This is a genomic window from Enterobacteriaceae endosymbiont of Plateumaris braccata (assembly GCF_012563325.1).
Taxonomy (GTDB): Bacteria; Pseudomonadota; Gammaproteobacteria; order Enterobacterales; family Enterobacteriaceae.
In genome coordinates this window covers 449964-471536 of sequence record NZ_CP046232.1, presented here as the reverse complement: position 1 = coordinate 471536, position 21573 = coordinate 449964, and the positions used below count along the sequence as shown (strand labels likewise).

Genomic DNA, 21573 nt, shown 5'->3' with positions numbered 1-21573 from the left:
ATTTTGTTATAATTAAAATTATATTTAAAAAATTTTATATACTAAAAATATTTTTACAATTAATTAAATTTATATAAATATATAAAACATATATTTTATATATATCAAAAAATTATTAGTTTAATAAACTATTAATTTTATTAAAAATTACTAAGATATTATAGGTTATAGTAATTATGACACAAATATTTGATTTTTATCATAATAAAAATGGTTTTTTAACAAAAACTATATTTTCTATTATAAAAAAATATAATTCTCCAATTTGGTTATATTGTGCAGAAACTATAAAAAAACGTATTTTGCAATTAAAAAAATTTGATACTATTAGATTTGCTCAAAAAGCATGTTCTAATATTAATATTTTAAAATTAATGAGAAAAGAAGGTGTAAAAGTAGACGCGGTATCATTAGGAGAAATAGAGAGAGCAATAGCAGCTGGATATAATAATAAAAATAAAGATGATATTATTTTTACAGCAGATATATTTGATATTAATACATTGAAACGTATTATAGATTTAAATATTACTGTTAATGTTGGTTCTATAGATATGTTACATCAATTAGGTAAATCATCTAGAAATCATAATATTTGGTTACGTATTAATCCTGGTTTTGGACATGGACATAGCAAAAAAACTAATACTGGTGGTGAAAATAGTAAACATGGAATTTGGTATACGGATTTAAAAAAATCAATTGCAATTATAAATAAATATAATTTAAAATTAATAGGAATGCATATTCATATAGGTTCAGGTGTTAATTATTCTCATTTAAAAAAAGTATGTAATGCTATGGTTAGTTATGTATTAGAACCTTATATTCCTCAAATTAATGTAATATCTGCAGGTGGTGGTTTATCTGTTCCATACAAATTATATGATCAAATTATTGATACAAATCATTATTATAAATTATGGAATCAAGCACGTGATATTATTAATGATCATTTACAGAAGAAAATAAAATTAGAAATTGAACCGGGAAGATTTTTAGTAGCAGAATCAGGAATATTAATATGCCAAATATGGGCTATAAAAGAAATAAAAGAAAAAAGATTTATTTTAGTAGATGTAGGTTTTAATGATTTTATGAGACCTGCAATGTATGGTAGTTATCATTATATATCAGCTATTTCTTCAAATGGAATAGATATGTCATATTTACCAAAAATTAAATCTATAGTTGCTGGTCCTTTATGTGAAGCTGGAGATGTATTTACACAGTTAGATAATGGAGAAATAACATTTTGTTTATTACCAAATGTTAATGTTGGAGACTATTTAATTTTTCATGATACTGGAGCTTATGGAGCATCTATGTCATCTTATTATAATAGTAGACCCTTAATACCAGAAATATTAATTGAAAATGGTATTCCAAGAGAAATTCGTCGTCATCAAAAAATACAGGAATTAATTGATTTAGAACTTTATTAAATTATTAAAATATTTTTTATAATTTTAATTTAATTAAATTAATTATTATAACATTTATTTTAATAATTATTATCTTTTATATAAAAAATTTTATTTATTAAGTCAGAATAACTTATTAAATTATATTTTTTTAAATAATAAATATATAAATTTTTATTTAAAACATTATTTATAAATTTATAAATAATGTTTTTGTAAATTTTTTTTTTAAATAAAAAGCTCTAGGTGTTGTTAATATAATTTCATTATTTTCATTTATAGTTTTTATTAATTTATTTTTATTAGATTTTGTCTTTACTAATAAAATAGTACCATTATAATAATTCATATATTCTATTTTACCAGAAACAAGTAATTTCATTAATTCTAACCAATCTTTATATAAGTTTTTATAATTTTCTTTTGAAGGTTTCCATAAAATAGGATTACCTATTACTCTCATTTCAAAAGGAACATTTTCATTTTTGGTTATAATAGGAATCCATAAAATTTTTGATAATTTATTATATAATTTACTTTTTTCCCAAATAATAAAATTTTTATTTTTTAAAGGTAAAGAACATATAAATGTATTATTAATAGTATTTCCTTTTTCATTAATAGGAATAGTTTTAATTTCTATACCTATTTGTGGTATATCTTGATTAAATATATTTTTTTGCTGAGATCCTAATAAATATAATTCAATTAATTTACCTATCCATCCTTTATCTTTATTTAAATTTATTGGAATATGTAAATTTAACCATTCTGCAATATTACTTAAACAATAACCTGTCATTAATGTAGCTCTCAGAAATAATATTTCTTCATTATTAATATTATTAGAAAAAATTTTATTTATACACATATAAATTGTACCTACTAGAAAAATGCTTTAAAATAATTATTTTGAATAATGATAAAATGAATATACAATATTTATCTTTTCCAAAAATTAATCCAATAGCTATTACAATATATGGTATCAATATTTATTGGTATAGTTTAATGTATTTATTTAGTTTTTTATTTGTAATAAATATGTCAAAATATAAATCACATAGTGATTTGTATTGGAATAATAAAAAAAATGAGATTTTATTATATTTATCTTTTATAGGTCTTTTATTAGGTGGTAGGTTAGGATATGTATTATTTTATAATTTACAATATTTTTTAGTTCATCCTATATTTTTATTTCGAGTAAGAGAAGGTGGTATGTCTTTTCATGGAGGATTAATTGGTGTTGTTTTTGTAATTTTTATATATTCTCTTTATCAAAAAAAAAATTTTTTACAATTAACTGATTTTATTGTCCCTTTAGTTCCTTTTGGACTAGGTATGGGTAGAATAGCAAATTTTATTAATTGTGAATTATGGGGAAGAGTTACTATTAACATTCCATGGGCAATAATATTTCCAAATTCAACTAAATCAGATTTGATGTATATTCAAAATCATCCAAATTTTATATATTTATTTATAAAATATGGTAATTTACCTAGACACCCATCACAAATTTATGAATTTCTTTTAGAAGGATTAATATTATTTATTATTTTAAATGTAAAATTTGTTAAAAAAAAAACATTAGGGTATAATACTAGTATATTTTTATTATTTTATGGTATATTTCGTATTTTTGTAGAGTTTTTTAGAGATCCTGATGTACAATTAGGTTTTTTTTATAATTATATAACTATGGGTCAAATATTATCTTTACCAATGGTTTTTATAGGATTACTAATGTTATATTTTTATCACATAAAAAAACCTGATTAATTAATCACAAAATAAATCTAAATATTTATGTATTTAGTCTAATTAATGATGTGTTTTATATAAAAAAATAATATCTATACATGTTTACAATATATCGTTCTAATGATTTGGATATTTTACTAAATTTAATAAAATATAATATTTTAGAAAATCCATTAAAGAATCCATTACGAACAGAAATTATAATTTTATCTGATTTAACATTAATTCCATATTTAAAGATTAATTTATCTAAGATAATAGGAATACATGCTAATATTAATTATATTAATCCAGAAAGATTTATTTGGGATTTATTTATAAAAATTATTCCAAAAATTTCTAAAGAAAATATTTTTAATAAAAAAATGATTATTTGGCAATTAATGAGTATTATTCCAAAAATAATTATTTTACCTGAATTTAAAAATTTTAAAAAATATTTAAATGATATTAAAAATATTAATTATTTATTTCAAATATCAATTCAAATTGCTAATTTATATGATGAATATCAAAAATATCGTCCAAAATGGTTATTTTTATGGGAAAATGATCAAAAAATATTTCTTTTCAATGATAAAGATCAGATTTGGCAAGCTAAATTATGGAAAAAATTAATTATATATAACAAAATAATATTAGGTAAACAATTATGGTATTTAAGTAAATTATATAATTATATAATTCATATTCAAAATAAAAAAACAATAAAATATTCTATATTACCAGAAAGAATATTTATTTTAGAAACACAAAATATACCTTTGATATATTTACAATTATTAGAAAAATTAACAAAATATATAGAAATTCATATTTTAATCAAAAATCCTTGTATACATTATTGGGATAATATTCAAACAAATAAAAACGATAACTTTAATAATTCATTATTATTTTCTTGGGGAAACTATGGATTAAATAATATAAATAAATTAATAAATTTACAATCAAGAATGATAGAATCATTTGTAAAAATAAAACCTACAAATTTATTAAATAATATACAAACAGATATTTTACTCTTACAAGATCATTCTTTATTAAAAAATAAAAAAAAGATTAATGTTTCAGATGATTCTATACAAATAAATACTTTTGTAGATCTTAAACAAGAAATAGAATTTTTATCAATTAATATTATTAAATTAATAAATAATAAAAATTATTTTTTGCATGATATTATTGTAGTCTCTCCTAATTTAGATATATATTTACCTTTTATTTATTCTATATTTAATAAAAAAAAATTACCTTTTAATATTTATTTAGATGTTAATAAAAATAATATTTTTAATGTACCAGATACATTTTTTTTTTGTTAAATTTATCAACAAAAAAATTTTATCCTGAAGAAATATTTTATTTATTAGGTAATAATGAAATTTCAAAAAAATTTTCTATTAATCATGAAGATGATTTAATATATTTACGTTATTGGATAAATGATATTGGTATAAAACATGGATTAAACTTTCATAATTTTAAAAATCTTTCTTTACCTAAAGATCAATATACTTGGAAATTTGGGTTATATCGTATGTTATATGGGTATGCTATAGATAATAATTCAGGGAATTGGAATGGAATAATTCCTTATAATGGTACATTTGGAGTATTAGGAGAATTATTAGGAAAATTTACTTATTTTTTATTTACATTATATAAATGGAAAAAACAATTAAAGAAAAAACAATTGATACAAAATTGGAAAAAAAAAATAATACAATTATATTCAGAATTTTTTTATTCAAATATTGATTCAAATAAATATATGAAGTATTTATTTAAAAATATTATTTTATTTATTGATAATGGAATAAATACAAATTATAAACAAAAAATATCTATTAATATTATTATAAAAGAATTTCAAATTTTATTAGAAAAGAAAAAAAAACAATTTAATTATTCTTTTAATAAAATTAATTTTTGTAATTTTGGTCAACTGAATTATATAGCTTTTAAAGCTAGTTTTGTAATAGGTATGAATAGTAAATATTATCCTAGATATTCATATCCAGTAGTTTTTAATTTAATAAAAAAATATCCTAAACAAAATGATAAAAATAATTTAGATCAAGAAAAATATTTTTTTCTTGAGTTATTAATGGCTTCTAAAAAAAAATTATATTTGAGTTATATTGATACTAATAATATAAATTATGATAGGAAATATCCTTCTATTTTAATAACTGAACTATTAGAATATATTTCTAATAATTATGAGATTAAAAAAAATAAAATATCTAATCATATTGTTAATCATATATATCATATAAATCAAAAAAAAAATATTTTTACAAATTTTGATTTTAATGATTTTAATTTTTTAAATAAACAAAATTTTTTTGATATAAAATTATCAATATTAAAAATGAAAAAAATTTTGTTAAAAAACATTATAAATTTTTGGAAAGATCCTTTAAAAGGGTTTTTTAATCAAAGGTTAGGAGTATATTTACAAGAATTAAATCAATTTCAATTTTCAGAAATAGAACCTTTCTCACTTGATTATTTAACAAAATACCAAATTAATACACAAATATTACATTCTTTAATTTTAAATAAAAATATTAATTCAATTTATTATAATTATTTAAATAAAGGAATTTTACCTTATGGTAATTATGGAAAAATATTGTGGAATAATAATAAAGAAAATATATATAAATTATTAGATAATTTAAAATTATGTAAATATGATAATATAATTAAATATATCAATTTAAATATATCAGGAATAACATTATATGGAAAAATAAATCTTATAAGTTATATTGAAGGTTTTATAAAATATGAACCAAAAATTATAGATATAAAATCTATTATATCTTTTTGGATTGAACATTTAATCTTATGTATAATAGATATTAGACAAGGAGAAAAATTCATTTCAAAAATTATAGGATTTAAAAATACTAAATATGTTTTTAATTATATTCAACCTGATATAGCAATTATTTTATTAAAAAAATATATTGATGGATATATATGTGGATTAAATAATCCAATTATGTTACCTATGCAAAATTCTTGGAAATGGTTATATTATTGTTATAATAAAAAAAATCAATGTATTAATTATGATAATTTTATACAAAAAAAAGCAAAAAATATTTTTTTTTATCTTTGGAATATAAATTCTAATTTTATTGGGAATTATAATAATATTTATTTTAATAGATTAAATTATTTTTTTAATGAAAAAAATTGGTTAAAAACTATAAAATTAATAGAAAAATGGCTCTTACCTATTATTTTTTATATGAAATAAAATATTTTATTTATATATATATGATACAAAATATACTAAAAATTAGAGAATTTGATCCTTTTGTGGATAATTTAAATCAAAAATGCTTAATAGAAGCTTCAGCTGGTACTGGAAAAACTTTTACAATAATTATTATATATTTACGTTTTTTATTAGGTTTATATAAAAATAATAGAGTTAATATTCCATTATCAGTAGAAGAAATATTAGTAGTAACATTTACTGATGTTTCAACACAAGATTTATGTAAAAGAATAAAAAATAGTATAAATATATTACGTATAGCATGTATAAAAGGTAATAGTCCATATCCTATTATTAATAATTTTCTTAAAGAAATAAAAGATTTACAAAAAGCAAGCTTAATTTTGTTAAAAGCAGAATTAAATTTTCATAATGCAACAATTTTAACTATTCATTCGTTTTGTCACAAAATATTAAATATTAAAAATTATGAAATTAACAGTTTTGTTTATAATAAAAAATTAATTAATAATGAGATTTATTTACAATATAATGCATCTATAAGCTTTTGGAGAAAATATTTATATCCTTTACCAAAAAATATTGCAAAAACTGTATTACAATATTGGTCTACACCTAATGATTTAATGAATAAATTACTCCCATTTTTATTAAAAGATGAATTACCTAAATTTTATTTAAATAATATTAATTTAATTAAACAATTTAATAAAAACATTAAATATATTAAATTTTTAAAAAAACAATGGATAAGATATAAAGATGATATTATCAATATCATTATAACATCTAATGTTAATAAACATGTTTATAATAATAAATCTATTAAACTTTGGATAGAAAATATAGATCAATGGACAACAAACAATACTGAAGATAATTTTATTCCAGAACAATTAAAAAGATTTTCTCAAAAAATTTTAATTTCAAAAACTATAAATAAAAAAAATTTTCCGAAACATATTTTATTTAAAAATATAGATATATATTTAGATAAAATAATTAGTTTAAAAATTTTGATAATAATTAAAGCTATAAAATATATAAAATCTTTAGTAAAAAAAAATAAAGAAAAAAATGAAGAAATTAGCTTTAATGATTTATTATCAATATTAAATAAATCATTAAATAAATTTAATGAGAATAAAAATTTAGCAGAAGATATCAGAAAATTATATCCTGTTGCATTAATAGATGAATTTCAAGATACAGATATTAAACAATATAATATTTTTAAAAAAATCTATATAAATAAGTCTAATTGTACATTAATATTAATAGGAGATCCTAAGCAAGCTATTTATTCTTTTAGAGGAGCTGATATTTTTACTTATATTAAAGCTTCTCTTGAAATTAAAAATCGTTATACATTAAAGAATAATTGGAGATCATCTAAAACTATGATTAATGGTGTTAATAAAATATTTTCTAATTGTCAATATCCTTTTTTTTTTAAAAATATAGTTTTTTATCCAGCGTCATATGTTAAACAAAAATTAAATTATAATTTTATTATTAATAATATTATTCAACCGGGAATCACTATTTGGTTTTTACCTAAAGAAACAAACTTAAATTTATATAGACAAATAATATCATACCAATGTGCTTATGAAATCTGTCAATGGCTTATATTAAGTCAACACCAAAAAATTTTTTTACAAAAAAATAAAAATAATAGTAATATTATTAATATTTCAGATATAATAGTATTAGTACGCAATAAATATGAAGCTAATATTATACAAAAAGAATTTATAAAATTTAATATTCCTTCTATCTATTTATCTAATTCTAATAGTGTTTTTGAAACAATAGAAGCAAAAGAATTAGTACTTTTATTAAAATCTATTTTAGAACCACATAAAATAAAACAATTAAAAAATATTTTAGCAAGTAATTTATTTAATATAGATTTATCTAATTTAGATAGTAAAAAAGAAAAATGTTTTTTAGAAAGAAGTATTATTCAATTTATCAAATATAAAAATCTATGGAATAAAAACGGAATTTTATTAATGTTAGAAAATATTTTTTTAAAAAAAAATATTTTATTCAAAAAAAATATAATTAATACTTTTCACAAAAAAAAAATACAAAATATATTACATATAGCAGAATTAATAGAAATAGAATGTATAAAAATTAAAAGTAAAAAACAAATTATTATATGGTTAATAAAACAAATTTCATTTCCGAATAATAGATCGCTTAATCAACAAATAAGAATACAAAATGATTCTAATCAAATAAAAATAATTACTATTCATAAAGCTAAAGGTTTACAATACCCATTGGTATGGGTACCTTTTATTTCTTCTAACTTTATAGATTTAGTACATAATGAAGGAATAATTTATCGTAATAGAAAAACACTAAAAACTATTATAGATTTTAATAATAATAATGATAGTATAAAATATGCATTAGAAGAAATGTTATCAGAAAATTTACGATTATTATATGTATCTCTAACTAGATCAATTTTTCATTGTAGTATTGGTATAGGAAATATTAAAAATACTAAAAAACAATATCGAAAATATTTTCCATATAGAAGTGCTGTAGAATTTTTAATAAATGATAAAGGTTTCATAGATTATAAAAATTTTCAAAATTTATTATTTAATTTAGAAAGTAAAGATATTGAAATTAAAATTATAACTAAAAAAAAACAAATACAATATAATCCTATTTATCTTATAGAAAAAAAAAATAATGATCAATATAATAAATTAAAAGTTATTAAATATAATAAAATATTAATCACAAGTTATTCTAATATTAAAAATGATTTAAATTTAAATAATAATATTTATAAATATAAATTTTTCAATTCTAAAAAAAAAAATATAGAAAAAACACCACATACATTTCCTACGGGGAAAACAATTGGAATTATTTTACATAAAATTTTTGAAAAATTAGATTTTACTAAAAAAATTCTATATTCTTTTATTAAAACAAAGTTTTTTCATAAAGAAATAAATTGTTCTTGGTATTCTATATTAATAAAATGGTTAACAAATATATTACATCATCCACTAGGAACAGATAAAATTATTTTAAATAAAATACAAAACAAAAACAAAATAACAGAATTAGAATTCTATTTAAATATAAATAATAAATTATCTATGATGAAATTATGTAATATAATATGTAAATATGATAAAATATCCAAAAAATTATCGAAATTAAATAATGATTATCAAGGAATATTAAAAGGATTTATTGATTTAATAATTTTATGGAATAATAAATATTATATAATAGATTATAAATCTAATTGGTTAGGAAAAAATTATAATAAATATACTAATAAATGTATGGAAAAAGATATTAATCTAAACAGATATGATTTACAATATCAAATATATACATTAGTTTTACATAAATATCTTTATTCTCGTATTAAAAATTATAATTATGAAAAACATTTTGGAAGTGTTTTATATTTATATATTAGGGGTATTAATAATATAAAAAATAGTTCAAATGGTATTTGGGAAATAAGGCCGTCTTATAAATTAATTAAAAAGTTAGATCAATTAATTTCTTAAGATTTTTTATAAATATAATGAAATTAATAATATGTATTATTTTTTAAAAAAATTATATAAAAATAATTTTATTCGTCTCATTGACTTACAATTTGCATATATAATGGCATCTAAAAATGAACCATACTTAATGTTTATTGTTGCTTATCTCAGTTATTTTATTAGTAAAGGAAACGTTTGTTTACCATTATTAAAATTTAATATAAAAAAAATATTGAAAAGAAAAAAAATAATTTTATCAAAAAAAGAAATAGAATTAATAGATAATTTTACACAACAAGAAAAAAAATTATTATGTTATAATATTGTCAGTGATGGTACGAAAGTCACACCATTAGTAATAGAAGATAATTGTCTTTATTTATATAGAATATGGAAAGAAGAAAATATTATTATTAAAAATTTAATAAATAATTATTTTAATTTACCAAAAAAAAAAAATATAAAAAAAATATTAAATATTTTATTTAAATCAGATGATATCTATCAAAAAATATCTGTAGCCATGGTTTTTACTCATAAAATAAGTATAATTACAGGATCTCCTGGTACAGGAAAAACAAATATTATTGCAAAATTAATTTTATTTTTTATTAAATTATATTCTATTTCATTAACTATTAATATAGCTGCTAGTACAGGGAAAGCAGCTAATCGATTAACAGAATCAATTAATAATTATTTTATAAAAAATAATTTTTTAATGACTAAGGAAGAAAAAAAAAATATTCCTTATAAAGCAACAACTATTCATCGTTTATTAAAAATTAATATTTATAATAAAGAACCTAGATATAATACTCATAATAAATTAATTACTGATATATTAATTATAGATGAAGCTTCTATGATTGATTTAAATTTAATGTCAATAATATTCAATTCTTTATCTAATAATAGTAAACTAATTTTATTAGGTGATGATAATCAATTACCTCCAATAGAAATTGGTTATATTTTTAAAGATATTTGTAATTTTAAAAAATTTAATTTTACAAAAAAATATTCAGAATGGTTATATAATATAGTTGATTATAATGTCTTAAAAAAAGAAAATAAAAATAAACATTTATTTTTACGCAATTTTATTAGTTTATTAAAACATAATTATCGTTATGAATATAATTCAGGAATAAATCAATTAGCTATTTTAGTTAGAAAAGGTAATATAAAAAAAATTAAAAATTTATTTTTAAATAAAACATTTAATAATATTAAATTTGTTAATATTAATAATGAAATAAAATATAAATTAATGATAAATCAGTTTATTATAGAATATAAAAAATATTTTGATTATATAAATGTCAAAAATAATGTTAATGAAATATTTAATATTTTTAATACATACCAAATTTTATGTGCAGTAAAATATGGAATGTTTGGTACAAAAGAAATTAACAATCAATTAGAAAATGAGTTTTTTCAAAAAAATATTTTAAATAATACTTATAGAAAAAATAGTTGGTATATAGGTAGACCTATTATTATTACCCAAAATAATAATTTTTTAAATTTATATAATGGTGATATAGGTATTACTTTTTTAGATACATCAGATAATGAATTAAAAGTTAAATTTAATTTATCTAATGGTAAATATCATAATATTCTTATTGATAATTTACCTAAATATGATATTGCTTACGCAATTACTGTACATAAATCACAAGGATCAGAATTTAATAATATATCTTTAGTATTACCTAATACATATTCATCTTTATTAACTAGAGAATTAATCTATACTGCTATTACAAGATCAAAATCTACAATATCTATTTATAGTACAAATTCAATATTATTTAAATCAATAAAATCTAAAATAATACGATTTTCTAATTTAGAAAACCGTATTATAAAAAATATTTATAAATGATTCTATCATTTGTTAATAACGTATGATTATTAATTTATTTTAGATATTATCTATATAATTAAACTTAAAAAATTAATACTTATTTAAATAATTTATTTTAAATAATTTAATATTAAATTAGACGTTCTTTTATACGTGCTGCTTTTCCTGTTAATTTACGTAAATAATATAATTTTGCTTTTTTGACATATCCATGTTTTTTTATAGTTATAGAATTAATTATTTTTGAATATAATTGAAATACACGTTCAATACCAATATTATTAGATATTTTTCTTACAGTAAAGGAAGTATTTAAACCTCTTTTTCGTATAGCAATTACAATTCCTTCAAATAATTGTAATCTTTTTTTGGAACCCTCCACAACCCAAACTTTTATTTCTAGTGTATCTCCTGGTCGAAATAAAAGAGATATTGTACTTTTTTTTATTTGTTTTTTTTCAATAGAATCAATAATATTCATTATTATTTCCTAAAATTATATTATTTTATAAATTTTTTTTAATCAATTTGTTTTTAAACTCATTAAATAATATTTTTTCTTCTTTTGTTAATTTTTTTTTTTTAAATAAATCTGGTCTTTTTAACCATGTATTACCTAGAGATTGTTGTAATCTCCATTCTTGTATTTTTTTATGATGTCCTGATAGTAAAATTTCTGGAACTTTTTCTTTATTTTTTAAAATTCTTGGTCTAGTATAATGTGGAGAATCTAATAACCCATTATTAAAAAAAGAATCTGTATCATTTGAAGATTTTGTATTTAAAACACCAGGAATTAATCTAGTTAAAATATCAATTAAAACCATAGCTGGCAATTCTCCTCCACTAAGAATATAATCTCCTATAGATATTTCTTCATCGATATAATAATTTATAATACGTTCATCTATACCTTTATACCTACCACAAAGTAATATTATGTTTTTATAAGTTAATAAATTATTTATATATGATTTATTAATTTTTTTTCCTTGAGGAGATAAATAAAACAACTTAGCAGAGTTGTTTACTTTATATTGTGCAGCATGAATAGATTTTATTAACGGTTCTGCTTTTAGTATAACCCCGCTACCTCCTCCATAAATATTACAATCTACATTATGATATTTTTTTTTTGTATAATCTCGAGGATTCCAAAAATTTAATGTTAAAAGTTTTTTTTTAATTCCTTTGTTCGTAATTCCATAATCAATAATTGCTTTAAACATTTCTGGAAATAAACTAATAATACCAATCCACATAATTTTTCTTATATTAATAAATATTAAAATTCCAATCAACTTCAATAATATTTTTTATTAAATCAATATTTTTTATTACTTGATTTTCAATAAAAGGAATTAATTGTTTTTTAATATTTTTTTTATCTTTTGACATAATAATAGATTCTATGATAAGTACATCATTAGAACCTGTTGATATAATATCTTTCACTACTCCTAAATTCTTATAATTATTTATATTAATAATTTTACATCCAATTATATCATTCCAATAATATTCATCTATATTTTTATATTTGATTAAATCATTATATAAAATATAAATTTTATTATTTACTAATTTAATTAAATCATTACGTTCATTAAAATTATTAATTTTAACAATATAACAGTTATTATTAAATATCCATTTTTTAAAAATTATTGGAAATATTTCAGATTTATTATTAATAATAAATAAATTTTTATAAATAAAAATATTTTGTTTATTAGAAGTATAAGAAAATAATTTTATATATCCTTTTATACCATATACTGAACCAAATTGACCTAGAATTATATTCATATATTTGAATAATTGTTAATTATTATGTTTAATTAAAAAATTAACTCTTTTGGAAATAATAGCTCCTTTAGATAACCAAAAATTAATTTTATCTTTATTAATTTTTATATTATTAGCTTTTTTTGAATAAAATGGATTAAAATAACCAATACGTTCAATAAAACGTCCATCTCTTGGACTTTTGCTATTAGTTACAACTATTTGATAAAAAGGCTTTTTTTTTACTCCATGACGAGATAAACGAATTTTTATCATATTATAATACCTTATATTAAATATTTTAAAAAATTTTTTTAGGAAAAAAATTTTTTATGTTACGAAACATCTTTTTTATTCCATAATTATTTTTCATTTTTTTAGATATTAATTTAAATTGACTATATTGTTTAAAAATAACATTAATTTTTTGTATAGAAATACCAGATCCCATAGATATTCTTTTTTTTCTTGAATAATTAATAATATTGATATTCAATTTTTCTATAGCAGTCATAGAATTAATAATAGTTTGTGTTTCTTTAGCTATGTTATTATTTGTATTAATAAAATTAGAAATTGGATTAATTGCATAATTTGTATTTTGTAAATTCATTGTATTTATTAATTTTGTAATATTATTATTACCTATTTTATTTATTTGTTCTATTTGATTTAAAAAATCAACAATACTAAATTGTTTTTCATCTCTAAATTTTTTTATTAATTGTTGATTTTTTATATTATTAATTTTATTTTCAATATCTTTAATAGAAGATAATTCTTCTTTCATTCCTAAAATTCTAATAGCAATATTTTCAGAAGAAAAAATTTCTATTTTATCTATTTTTTCTCCCGTACCAATAAATTTTATTGGTTTACCAGTTATATATCTAATTGATAAAGCAGCACCTCCTCTTGAATCACCATCTGCTTTTGTTAAAAACACTCCTGTTAACGGTAATATTTTATTAAAAATATTAGCACTATTTATTGCATCTTGTCCAGTCATTGAGTCTACAACAAATATAGTTTCTATAGGATTAATATGATTATGAATATTTTTTAATTCATCCATCATATCATTATCTATATGTAATCTTCCAGACGTATCTACAATTAATATATCATAAAAATTAATTTTTGCATAATTTAGTGCATTTTGAGCAATTTTTTCTGAAGAAATATTTTTATCAGAGTTATAATAATCTATTTTAACTTGTTGAGATAAAATTTTTAATTGTTCCATAGCTGCAGGTCTATAAATATCAGTAGATGCAACTATTATTTTTTTTTTATATTTTTTTCTTAAAAAATATGCTAATTTAACAACACTAGTTGTTTTACCCACACCTTGTAATCCTGCCAATAAAATTACTGCTGGTGGTCGAACAGCTAAGTTAATATTAATATTAGATTCACCCATGATTTTTATTAAATTATTTTTAATTAATTTAATTAGTTCTTGCCCTGGTGTAAAACTATCATTAATTTTTTTTCCAATAGCATCTTTTTTAAGGTTATGTATAATCTTATTAACTACTTTAAATGATACATCTGCTTCTAATAAATTATTATAGATTTTATCTAGTGTATCTTTTATATTTTTTTCTGTTAATCTACCATAATTACTTATTTTAGATAATGTTCTTGATAATTTATTACGTAAATTTTCAAACATTTATATTGTATTCCTTTATTAATAAAATATTGTTTATTTTAAATTTTGAATATTATATAATTAATATATATTTATATAACAAAAAAAGACAAATAAATATAATTAAGTATAATCTAGTAATTTAATTTATAAAAATAATATCAATTCTATTAGTATTATATATATATTTATTTTAAATGAAAATGATAAATAATATTGAATTAGAAAAAATTATTAACAAAAAATTAAATTCTATTAATATAAATGACTATGTTCCTAATGGATTACAAATAGAGGGTAAAAGTAATATTACAAATATTATTACAGGAGTTAGTGCATGCCAAAATTTATTAAATATAGCTGTTATTAAAAAAGCTGATGCAATTATAGTACATCATGGATATTTTTGGAAAAACGAATCATTAATTATTAAAGGATTAAAACGACATCGTTTAAAAACATTATTATCTAATGATATAAATTTATATAGTTGGCATATTCCATTAGATATTAATAATAATTTAAGTAATAATATTTTTTTAGCAAATTTATTAAATATTAATTTTATAAAAAAAATAAATCCTTTTGTTTTTTATGGTAATTTTAATCCTCCTTTACATATAAAAGATTTAATAAATATTATTAAATATAAATTAAATCGTATTCCTTTACATTTTGGACAAAATGCTCCCAAAATTATAAATAATATTGCTTGGTGTAGTGGAGCAGGACAAAAATTTTTTGAAGAAATAGTAAATTTTAATATTGAAGTTTTTCTTACAGGTGAAGTATCAGAACAAACTATACATATTGCTACAGAATATGGTATAAATTTTATATCAGCAGGACATCATGCTACTGAAAAAGGTGGTATAATTATGTTAAGTAAGTGGTTACAAAATAATTATGATTTAAAAATTAATTTTATTGACATAAATAATCCTGTTTAATTATATAATAAAAAATTTTTTATAAAAATATTATTTATTTTTAATAATTAAATATTTAAAATATTTTTTGTTTAAATTTAAATAATTTTAATAAATTTTATATATTTAAAGGAATTATTTTGGATAAAAAATTAGATTTTAAATCATTAACAGCATTAGTTATTAGTTCTATGTTAGGTGCCGGTGTTTTTAGTTTACCACAAAATATGGCAGCAGTTGCTAGTCCTGCTGCGCTAATTATAGGATGGATTATTACTGGTATAGGAATCACTTTTTTAGCTGTTTCAATGTTATTACTTCATAAATTAAAACCTGATCTTGATGGTGGAATTTTTTCATATGCTAAAGATGGATTTGGAGAGCTTATTGGATTTTGTTCTGCTTGGGGTTATTGGCTTTGTGCAGTTATAGCAAATGTTTCTTATTTGGTTATTGTTTTTTCTGCAATTAGTTTTTTTACTGATCATTCAAATCATATAATATTTGGTAGTGGTAATACATGGATATCTTTATTAGCAGCTTCTATTTTACTTTGGGCTATACATTTTTTATTATTAAATGGTACTCAAACTGCTGCAATTATTAATATAATTGCTACTTTTGGAAAATTACTTCCATTAATTATATTTATAATTTTATCTATATTAGCTTTTAATTTTAAAAAATTCAATATTGATTTTACTGGAATAAAATCTGGTATTCCAATATGGGAACAAGTAAAACATACAATGTTAATTACTTTATGGGTGTTTATTGGAGTAGAAGGAGCAGTTATTTTATCTTCTAAAGCTAAAAATAAAAAAGATATAAGCAAAGCTACATTATTAGCGGTTTTTATTGCTTTATGTGTATATTTATTAGTTACATTATTATCATTAGGAATTATTGATAGAATAGATCTAGCTAATATGAGAAATCCATCTATGGCAGGTTTAATGACGATACTAATCGGTAATTGGGGTAATATTGTTATAGCTTTAGGATTAATTATATCAGTTTGTGGAGCTTATTTAAGTTGGGCAATTATGGCAGCTGAAGTTCCCTTTATAGCTTCAAAACATGGAATATTTCCTAAATGTTTTTCTAAACAAAATTTTAATAAAGCACCTTCATTTTCACTTTGGTTTACAAGTAGTAGTATGCAATTATGTTTAATTTTGATCTGTTTAACAAAATTAAATTATAACAATTTATTGATTTTATCATCTGAAATGATATTAATTCCTTATTTTTTAGTTGGAGCTTATTTATTAAAAATATCTTTCTATAATAAAAATATATTACATATATTTATAGGGATGGGATCTTGTATATATGGTATATGGTTATTATATGCTTCAGGACTTTTACATTTATTATTATCATTAATTTTATATGCTCCAGGATTAATATTTTTAATAATTTTTAAAAGATATAATCCAAAATTTTTATTTTTAAATAATAAAGAAAAATTCATTTTATTTTTTTTATTATTAGGATCAATTTTTTCTTTATTTTATTTAATAAAGTAAAAATTTATTGTTATATATATAAATATATTAATTAATATGATTAATATAATTATATGACTGTTATAATATAATGTATAACAGTCATAGTGAAATTATAATTTGAAATTACTAAAATCTTTAATATTTACTGTAGAATCAACTTGTCCAACTAAATAAGAACTTACTTCTACTTCTTGAGGTGCCATTTGTACATTATCTGAAATTAACCAGGAATTAATCCAAGGTATTGGATTTTTTTTAATTTTAAAAGGTAAAAGTAATCCAATATTTTTCATTCTTACATTAGTAATATATTTAATATATTGACATAAGATTTTTTTATTTAATCCTATTATAGTACCATTAGAAAATAAATATTCAGCCCATTTTTGTTCTTGCGTAGCAGCATTTAAAAATAATTGATAACATTCAGAACGACATTCAATAGCAATTTTTGCCATATCTATATCTTCATCACCATGACGCATTACGTTCAATATATATTGTGTTCCTATCAAATGTAAATATTCATCACGTGCTATAAAACGAATAATTTTTGCGTTACCTTCCATTAGTTCTCTTTCAGCAAAAGCAAAAGAACATGCAAAACTAACATAAAATCTTATTGATTCTAGTATATTAATATTCATTAAACATAAATAAAGTTTTTTTTTTAATTCATATAAACTAACAACAATTTTTGACCCATTAATTAAATGAACACCTTCTCCAAATAAATGCCAATAATTTGTCATTTTAATAAGTTCATCATAATAATTAACAATATCTTTAGATCTTAAAATAATGTTTTCATTTGTAACAATATCATCAAAAACTAATGAAGGTTCATTGACAATATTTCTAATAATATAAGTATAAGAACGAGAATGTATTGTTTCAAAAAAAGACCATGTTTCAACCCAAGTTTCTAATTCAGGAATAGAAATTAATGGTAATAATGCTATATTTGGACTTCTCCCTTGAATAGAATCTAATAAAGTTTGATATTTTAAATTACTAATAAATATATGTTTTTCATGTTTAGGTAAATTTTGATAATGAATACGATCACACGATATATCTATCTCTTCAGGTCTCCAGAAAAAACTTAATTGTTTTTCAATCAATTTTTCAAAAATATTATGTTTTTGTTGATCATAACGAGCAATATTTACAGATTGTCCCAAAAACATGGGTTCTTTTAATTGATTATTTTTTTTATAAGAAAAAGTAGTATAACTCATTTTATAATTATCCAAAATACTAACTAATAAATTATATTAAATCACACAAGATCCATAATGACAGACATCTGATTCTATGAAGTTTAAATCACTTTGTCTATCTTTAGCACCATCTCTAGTATTTTGATAGTATAAAGTTTTTATACCTAATTGATAAGCTTTTAATAAATCTTGTAATAATTGTTGCATTGGTATTTTACCATTAATAAATTTTTTAGGATCATAATTGATATTTGATGAAATTGATTGATCAATAAATTTTTGCATCAAACTAATCAAATTTAAATATCCATTATTATTAGGAATATTCCACAATAATTCATATTTTTCTTTTAATGTTTCATATTCTGGTATTACCTGTTTTAAAACTCCATTTTTAGATGTTTTTATACTTATATATCCTCTAGGAGGTTCAATACCATTAGTTGCATTAGATATTTGAGATGAAGTTTCTGATGGCATTAAAGCAGATAGAGTTGAATTACGTAAACCATATTTTTTAATTTTATTTCTTAATTTTTCCCAATTAAAATGTAAAGGTTCATTTGTGATATTATCAATTGATTTTTTATATGTATCAATAGGTAAAATTCCTTGTGAATAAGTAGTATCTTTAAATAGAGGACAAGCTCCTTCTTCTTTAGCTAAATTATTAGAAGCTTTTAAAAGGTAATATTGAATAGCTTCAAAAGTTTTATGTGTTAAATTATTTGCACTATTATCAGAATAACGAACATTATTTTTTGCTAAATAATAAGCAAAATTAATTACTCCTATACCTAAAGATCTTCTTCCTAAAGCAGCATTTTTTGCTGCTGGAATCAAATATTCTTGATAATCTAACAGACAATTTAATGCTCTAACTATTAAGTCAGATAATGTTTTTAATTCATTTAAATTATTAATTATTCCTAAATTAAAAGCTGATAAAGTACATAGTCCAATTTCTCCATTAACATCATTAATATCATTTAATGGTTTTGTTGGAAGAGTAATTTCTAAACATAAATTAGATTGTCTAATTGGAGCTATATTAGGTATAAAAGCAGAATGTGTATTGCAATGATCAACATTTTGAATATATATTCTTCCTGTAGAAGTACGTTCTTGCATCATTAATGAAAATAAATTGATAGCAGCAAGCTTTTTTTTACGTATATGAATATTTTGTTCATATTTTTTATAAAGAAACTTAAATTTTTTTTGATCTGAAAAAAAAGATTCATATAAATCTGGTACATCTGAAGGACTAAATAATGTAATAATTTTACCCTTAATTAAACGTTTATATAATAATTTATTTAATTGTACTGCATAATCTACATGACGAACTCTATTATCTTCTGTTCCTCTATTATTTTTTAATACTAATAAATTAGTAATTTCTAAATGCCATAATGGAAAAAATAGTGTTCCTGCACCACCTCTAACTCCTCCTTGAGAACAAGATTTTATTGCAGTTTGGAAATGTTTATAAAATGGAATACATCCTGTATGAAATGCTTCACCATTTCTAATGGGACTACCTTCAGCACGAATACGTCCTGCATTAATACCAATTCCAGCTCTATGAGAAATATATTTAATAATGGCACTAGTTGTAGCATTAATAGAATTAATATTATCATCACATTCAATTAAAATACATGAACTAAATTGTTTATTAGGAGTACGAACACCAGACATAATAGGAGTAGGTAAGGAAATTTTAAATGTAGAAATAGCATTATAAAATTTTTTTATATAAGACATCCTTTTTGAATTATGATATTTAGCGAACAAACATGCAGATATTAAAATATACAAGAATTGAGCACTTTCATAAATTTTTCCTGTGACTCTATTTTTAATTAAATATTTTCCTTCTAATTGTTTAACAGCAGCATAAGAAAATTTCATATCTCGATTATGATCAATAAAACTATCCATAATATTAAATTCTTTTTTTGTATAAACTTCTAAAAGAAATTTATCATATTTTTTTTGTTCAATCATAAATTGAACATGATAATATAATTTAGGTGGTTTAAATTGACCATAAGCTTTTTTTCTTAAATGAAAAATTACTAATCTTGCAGCCATAAATTGATAATTAGGATTTTTTTCTGAAATGAGATCTGCTGTAGTTTTTATAATTATATCATGAATATTAGAAGTAGTAATATTTTTATAAAATTGTGAATAAGATATGGATTCTACTTTTGATATAGATATGTTTTTTAATCCTTTAGCAGCCCTTTTAAGCATTATACAAATTTTATTTAGATTTATAGATTGAATTTCCCCATTTCTTTTTGTTACAAATAAATTATTATTCATATATTATTACCTATTAAAAATATCATTTTCTTAAAAATAGATAATTATCTATTGATAGATATGTATATATATTATATAAAATAAAGATTTAAAAAAATAATATTTTTAAAAAAAATAATTATTATTTTAATATAATTTTTTTATTATAGTAGTAAAACTATATAGTTTCAGTTAAATAATATTTTAATTATTTAAATTTCAAAATTAATAATCATTTATAATATATTATATTAATATTAAAATTTAGT

16 protein-coding genes are annotated in these 21573 nt (G+C 19.1%); 8 read left to right on the top strand and 8 right to left on the bottom strand.

Annotated features, from left to right (window positions below; translation table 11 throughout):
* Positions 1-176: 176 nt before the first annotated feature.
* Positions 177-1445: a diaminopimelate decarboxylase gene (lysA, locus tag GJT80_RS02265; RefSeq protein WP_168867756.1), complete on the top strand. Its 1269-nt coding sequence runs from the start codon at positions 177-179 to the stop codon at positions 1443-1445.
* 169 nt (positions 1446-1614) lie between these two features.
* Here the strand turns inward: lysA and GJT80_RS02260 are convergent, their stop codons facing one another.
* On the bottom strand, positions 1615-2295 hold the full coding sequence (locus GJT80_RS02260; RefSeq protein WP_168867755.1) for a MutH/Sau3AI family endonuclease: 681 nt from the start codon (positions 2293-2295) through the stop codon (positions 1615-1617).
* A 56-nt stretch (positions 2296-2351) separates the two neighbouring features.
* On the opposite strand from GJT80_RS02260, the gene lgt reads away from it, so the two are divergent.
* From lgt to recD, 5 genes are all read left to right on the top strand, one after another.
* Positions 2352-3209: a prolipoprotein diacylglyceryl transferase gene (gene lgt / locus GJT80_RS02255; RefSeq protein ID WP_168867754.1), complete on the top strand. Its 858-nt coding sequence runs from the start codon at positions 2352-2354 to the stop codon at positions 3207-3209.
* A gap of 80 nt (positions 3210-3289) precedes the next feature.
* Positions 3290-4516, top strand: coding sequence for an exodeoxyribonuclease V subunit gamma (locus GJT80_RS02540; protein ID WP_168867753.1), 1227 nt, complete (start codon positions 3290-3292; stop codon positions 4514-4516).
* On the top strand, positions 4510-6468 hold the full coding sequence (locus GJT80_RS02535) for an exodeoxyribonuclease V subunit gamma (protein WP_168867752.1): 1959 nt from the start codon (positions 4510-4512) through the stop codon (positions 6466-6468). The genes GJT80_RS02540 and GJT80_RS02535 overlap by 7 nt, the downstream gene beginning before the upstream one ends.
* A gap of 20 nt (positions 6469-6488) precedes the next feature.
* A complete protein-coding gene (recB, locus tag GJT80_RS02240; protein ID WP_168867751.1) occupies positions 6489-10016 on the top strand; it encodes an exodeoxyribonuclease V subunit beta in 3528 nt (1175 codons plus the stop codon).
* A gap of 31 nt (positions 10017-10047) precedes the next feature.
* Positions 10048-11895 carry an exodeoxyribonuclease V subunit alpha gene (gene recD / locus GJT80_RS02235; RefSeq protein ID WP_168867750.1) on the top strand — a complete coding sequence of 616 codons (1848 nt, stop codon included), beginning with the start codon at positions 10048-10050 and terminating at the stop codon, positions 11893-11895.
* 112 nt (positions 11896-12007) lie between these two features.
* On the opposite strand, the gene rplS is transcribed toward recD, so the two are convergent.
* Genes rplS through GJT80_RS02210 form a run of 5 tightly spaced genes read right to left on the bottom strand, consistent with a single transcriptional unit; the run spans position 12008 to position 15343 of the window.
* The gene (gene rplS / locus GJT80_RS02230; protein ID WP_281349007.1) at positions 12008-12361 is read right to left on the bottom strand and encodes a 50S ribosomal protein L19; all 354 of its coding nucleotides are present in this window, start codon (positions 12359-12361) and stop codon (positions 12008-12010) included.
* A 22-nt stretch (positions 12362-12383) separates the two neighbouring features.
* Complete coding sequence (trmD, locus tag GJT80_RS02225) at positions 12384-13139, bottom strand: tRNA (guanosine(37)-N1)-methyltransferase TrmD (RefSeq protein WP_168867748.1); 756 nt, start codon at positions 13137-13139, stop codon at positions 12384-12386.
* A gap of 13 nt (positions 13140-13152) precedes the next feature.
* Entirely contained in the window at positions 13153-13686 is a 534-nt protein-coding gene (rimM, locus tag GJT80_RS02220) for a ribosome maturation factor RimM (protein ID WP_168867747.1), read from the bottom strand.
* Positions 13687-13701: 15 nt separating this feature from the next.
* Positions 13702-13941, bottom strand: a complete 240-nt coding sequence (rpsP, locus tag GJT80_RS02215; RefSeq protein WP_168867746.1) for a 30S ribosomal protein S16 — start codon at positions 13939-13941, stop codon at positions 13702-13704.
* Between the two features lie 25 nt (positions 13942-13966).
* Positions 13967-15343 carry a signal recognition particle protein gene (locus GJT80_RS02210; RefSeq protein WP_168867745.1) on the bottom strand — a complete coding sequence of 459 codons (1377 nt, stop codon included), beginning with the start codon at positions 15341-15343 and terminating at the stop codon, positions 13967-13969.
* Positions 15344-15528: 185 nt separating this feature from the next.
* Here GJT80_RS02210 and GJT80_RS02205 point away from each other — a divergent pair, with 185 nt between their 5' ends.
* Both GJT80_RS02205 and GJT80_RS02200 read left to right on the top strand, forming a co-directional pair.
* Positions 15529-16272, top strand: coding sequence for a Nif3-like dinuclear metal center hexameric protein (locus tag GJT80_RS02205; RefSeq protein ID WP_168867819.1), 744 nt, complete (start codon positions 15529-15531; stop codon positions 16270-16272).
* Between the two features lie 119 nt (positions 16273-16391).
* The gene (locus GJT80_RS02200; protein ID WP_168867744.1) at positions 16392-17783 is read left to right on the top strand and encodes a basic amino acid/polyamine antiporter; all 1392 of its coding nucleotides are present in this window, start codon (positions 16392-16394) and stop codon (positions 17781-17783) included.
* A gap of 92 nt (positions 17784-17875) precedes the next feature.
* On the opposite strand, the gene nrdB is transcribed toward GJT80_RS02200, so the two are convergent.
* Both nrdB and nrdA read right to left on the bottom strand, forming a co-directional pair.
* On the bottom strand, positions 17876-19006 hold the full coding sequence (gene nrdB / locus GJT80_RS02195; protein WP_168867743.1) for a class Ia ribonucleoside-diphosphate reductase subunit beta: 1131 nt from the start codon (positions 19004-19006) through the stop codon (positions 17876-17878).
* 36 nt (positions 19007-19042) lie between these two features.
* Entirely contained in the window at positions 19043-21325 is a 2283-nt protein-coding gene (nrdA, locus tag GJT80_RS02190; RefSeq protein ID WP_168867742.1) for a class 1a ribonucleoside-diphosphate reductase subunit alpha, read from the bottom strand.
* Between the last annotated feature and the right edge of the window lie 248 nt (positions 21326-21573).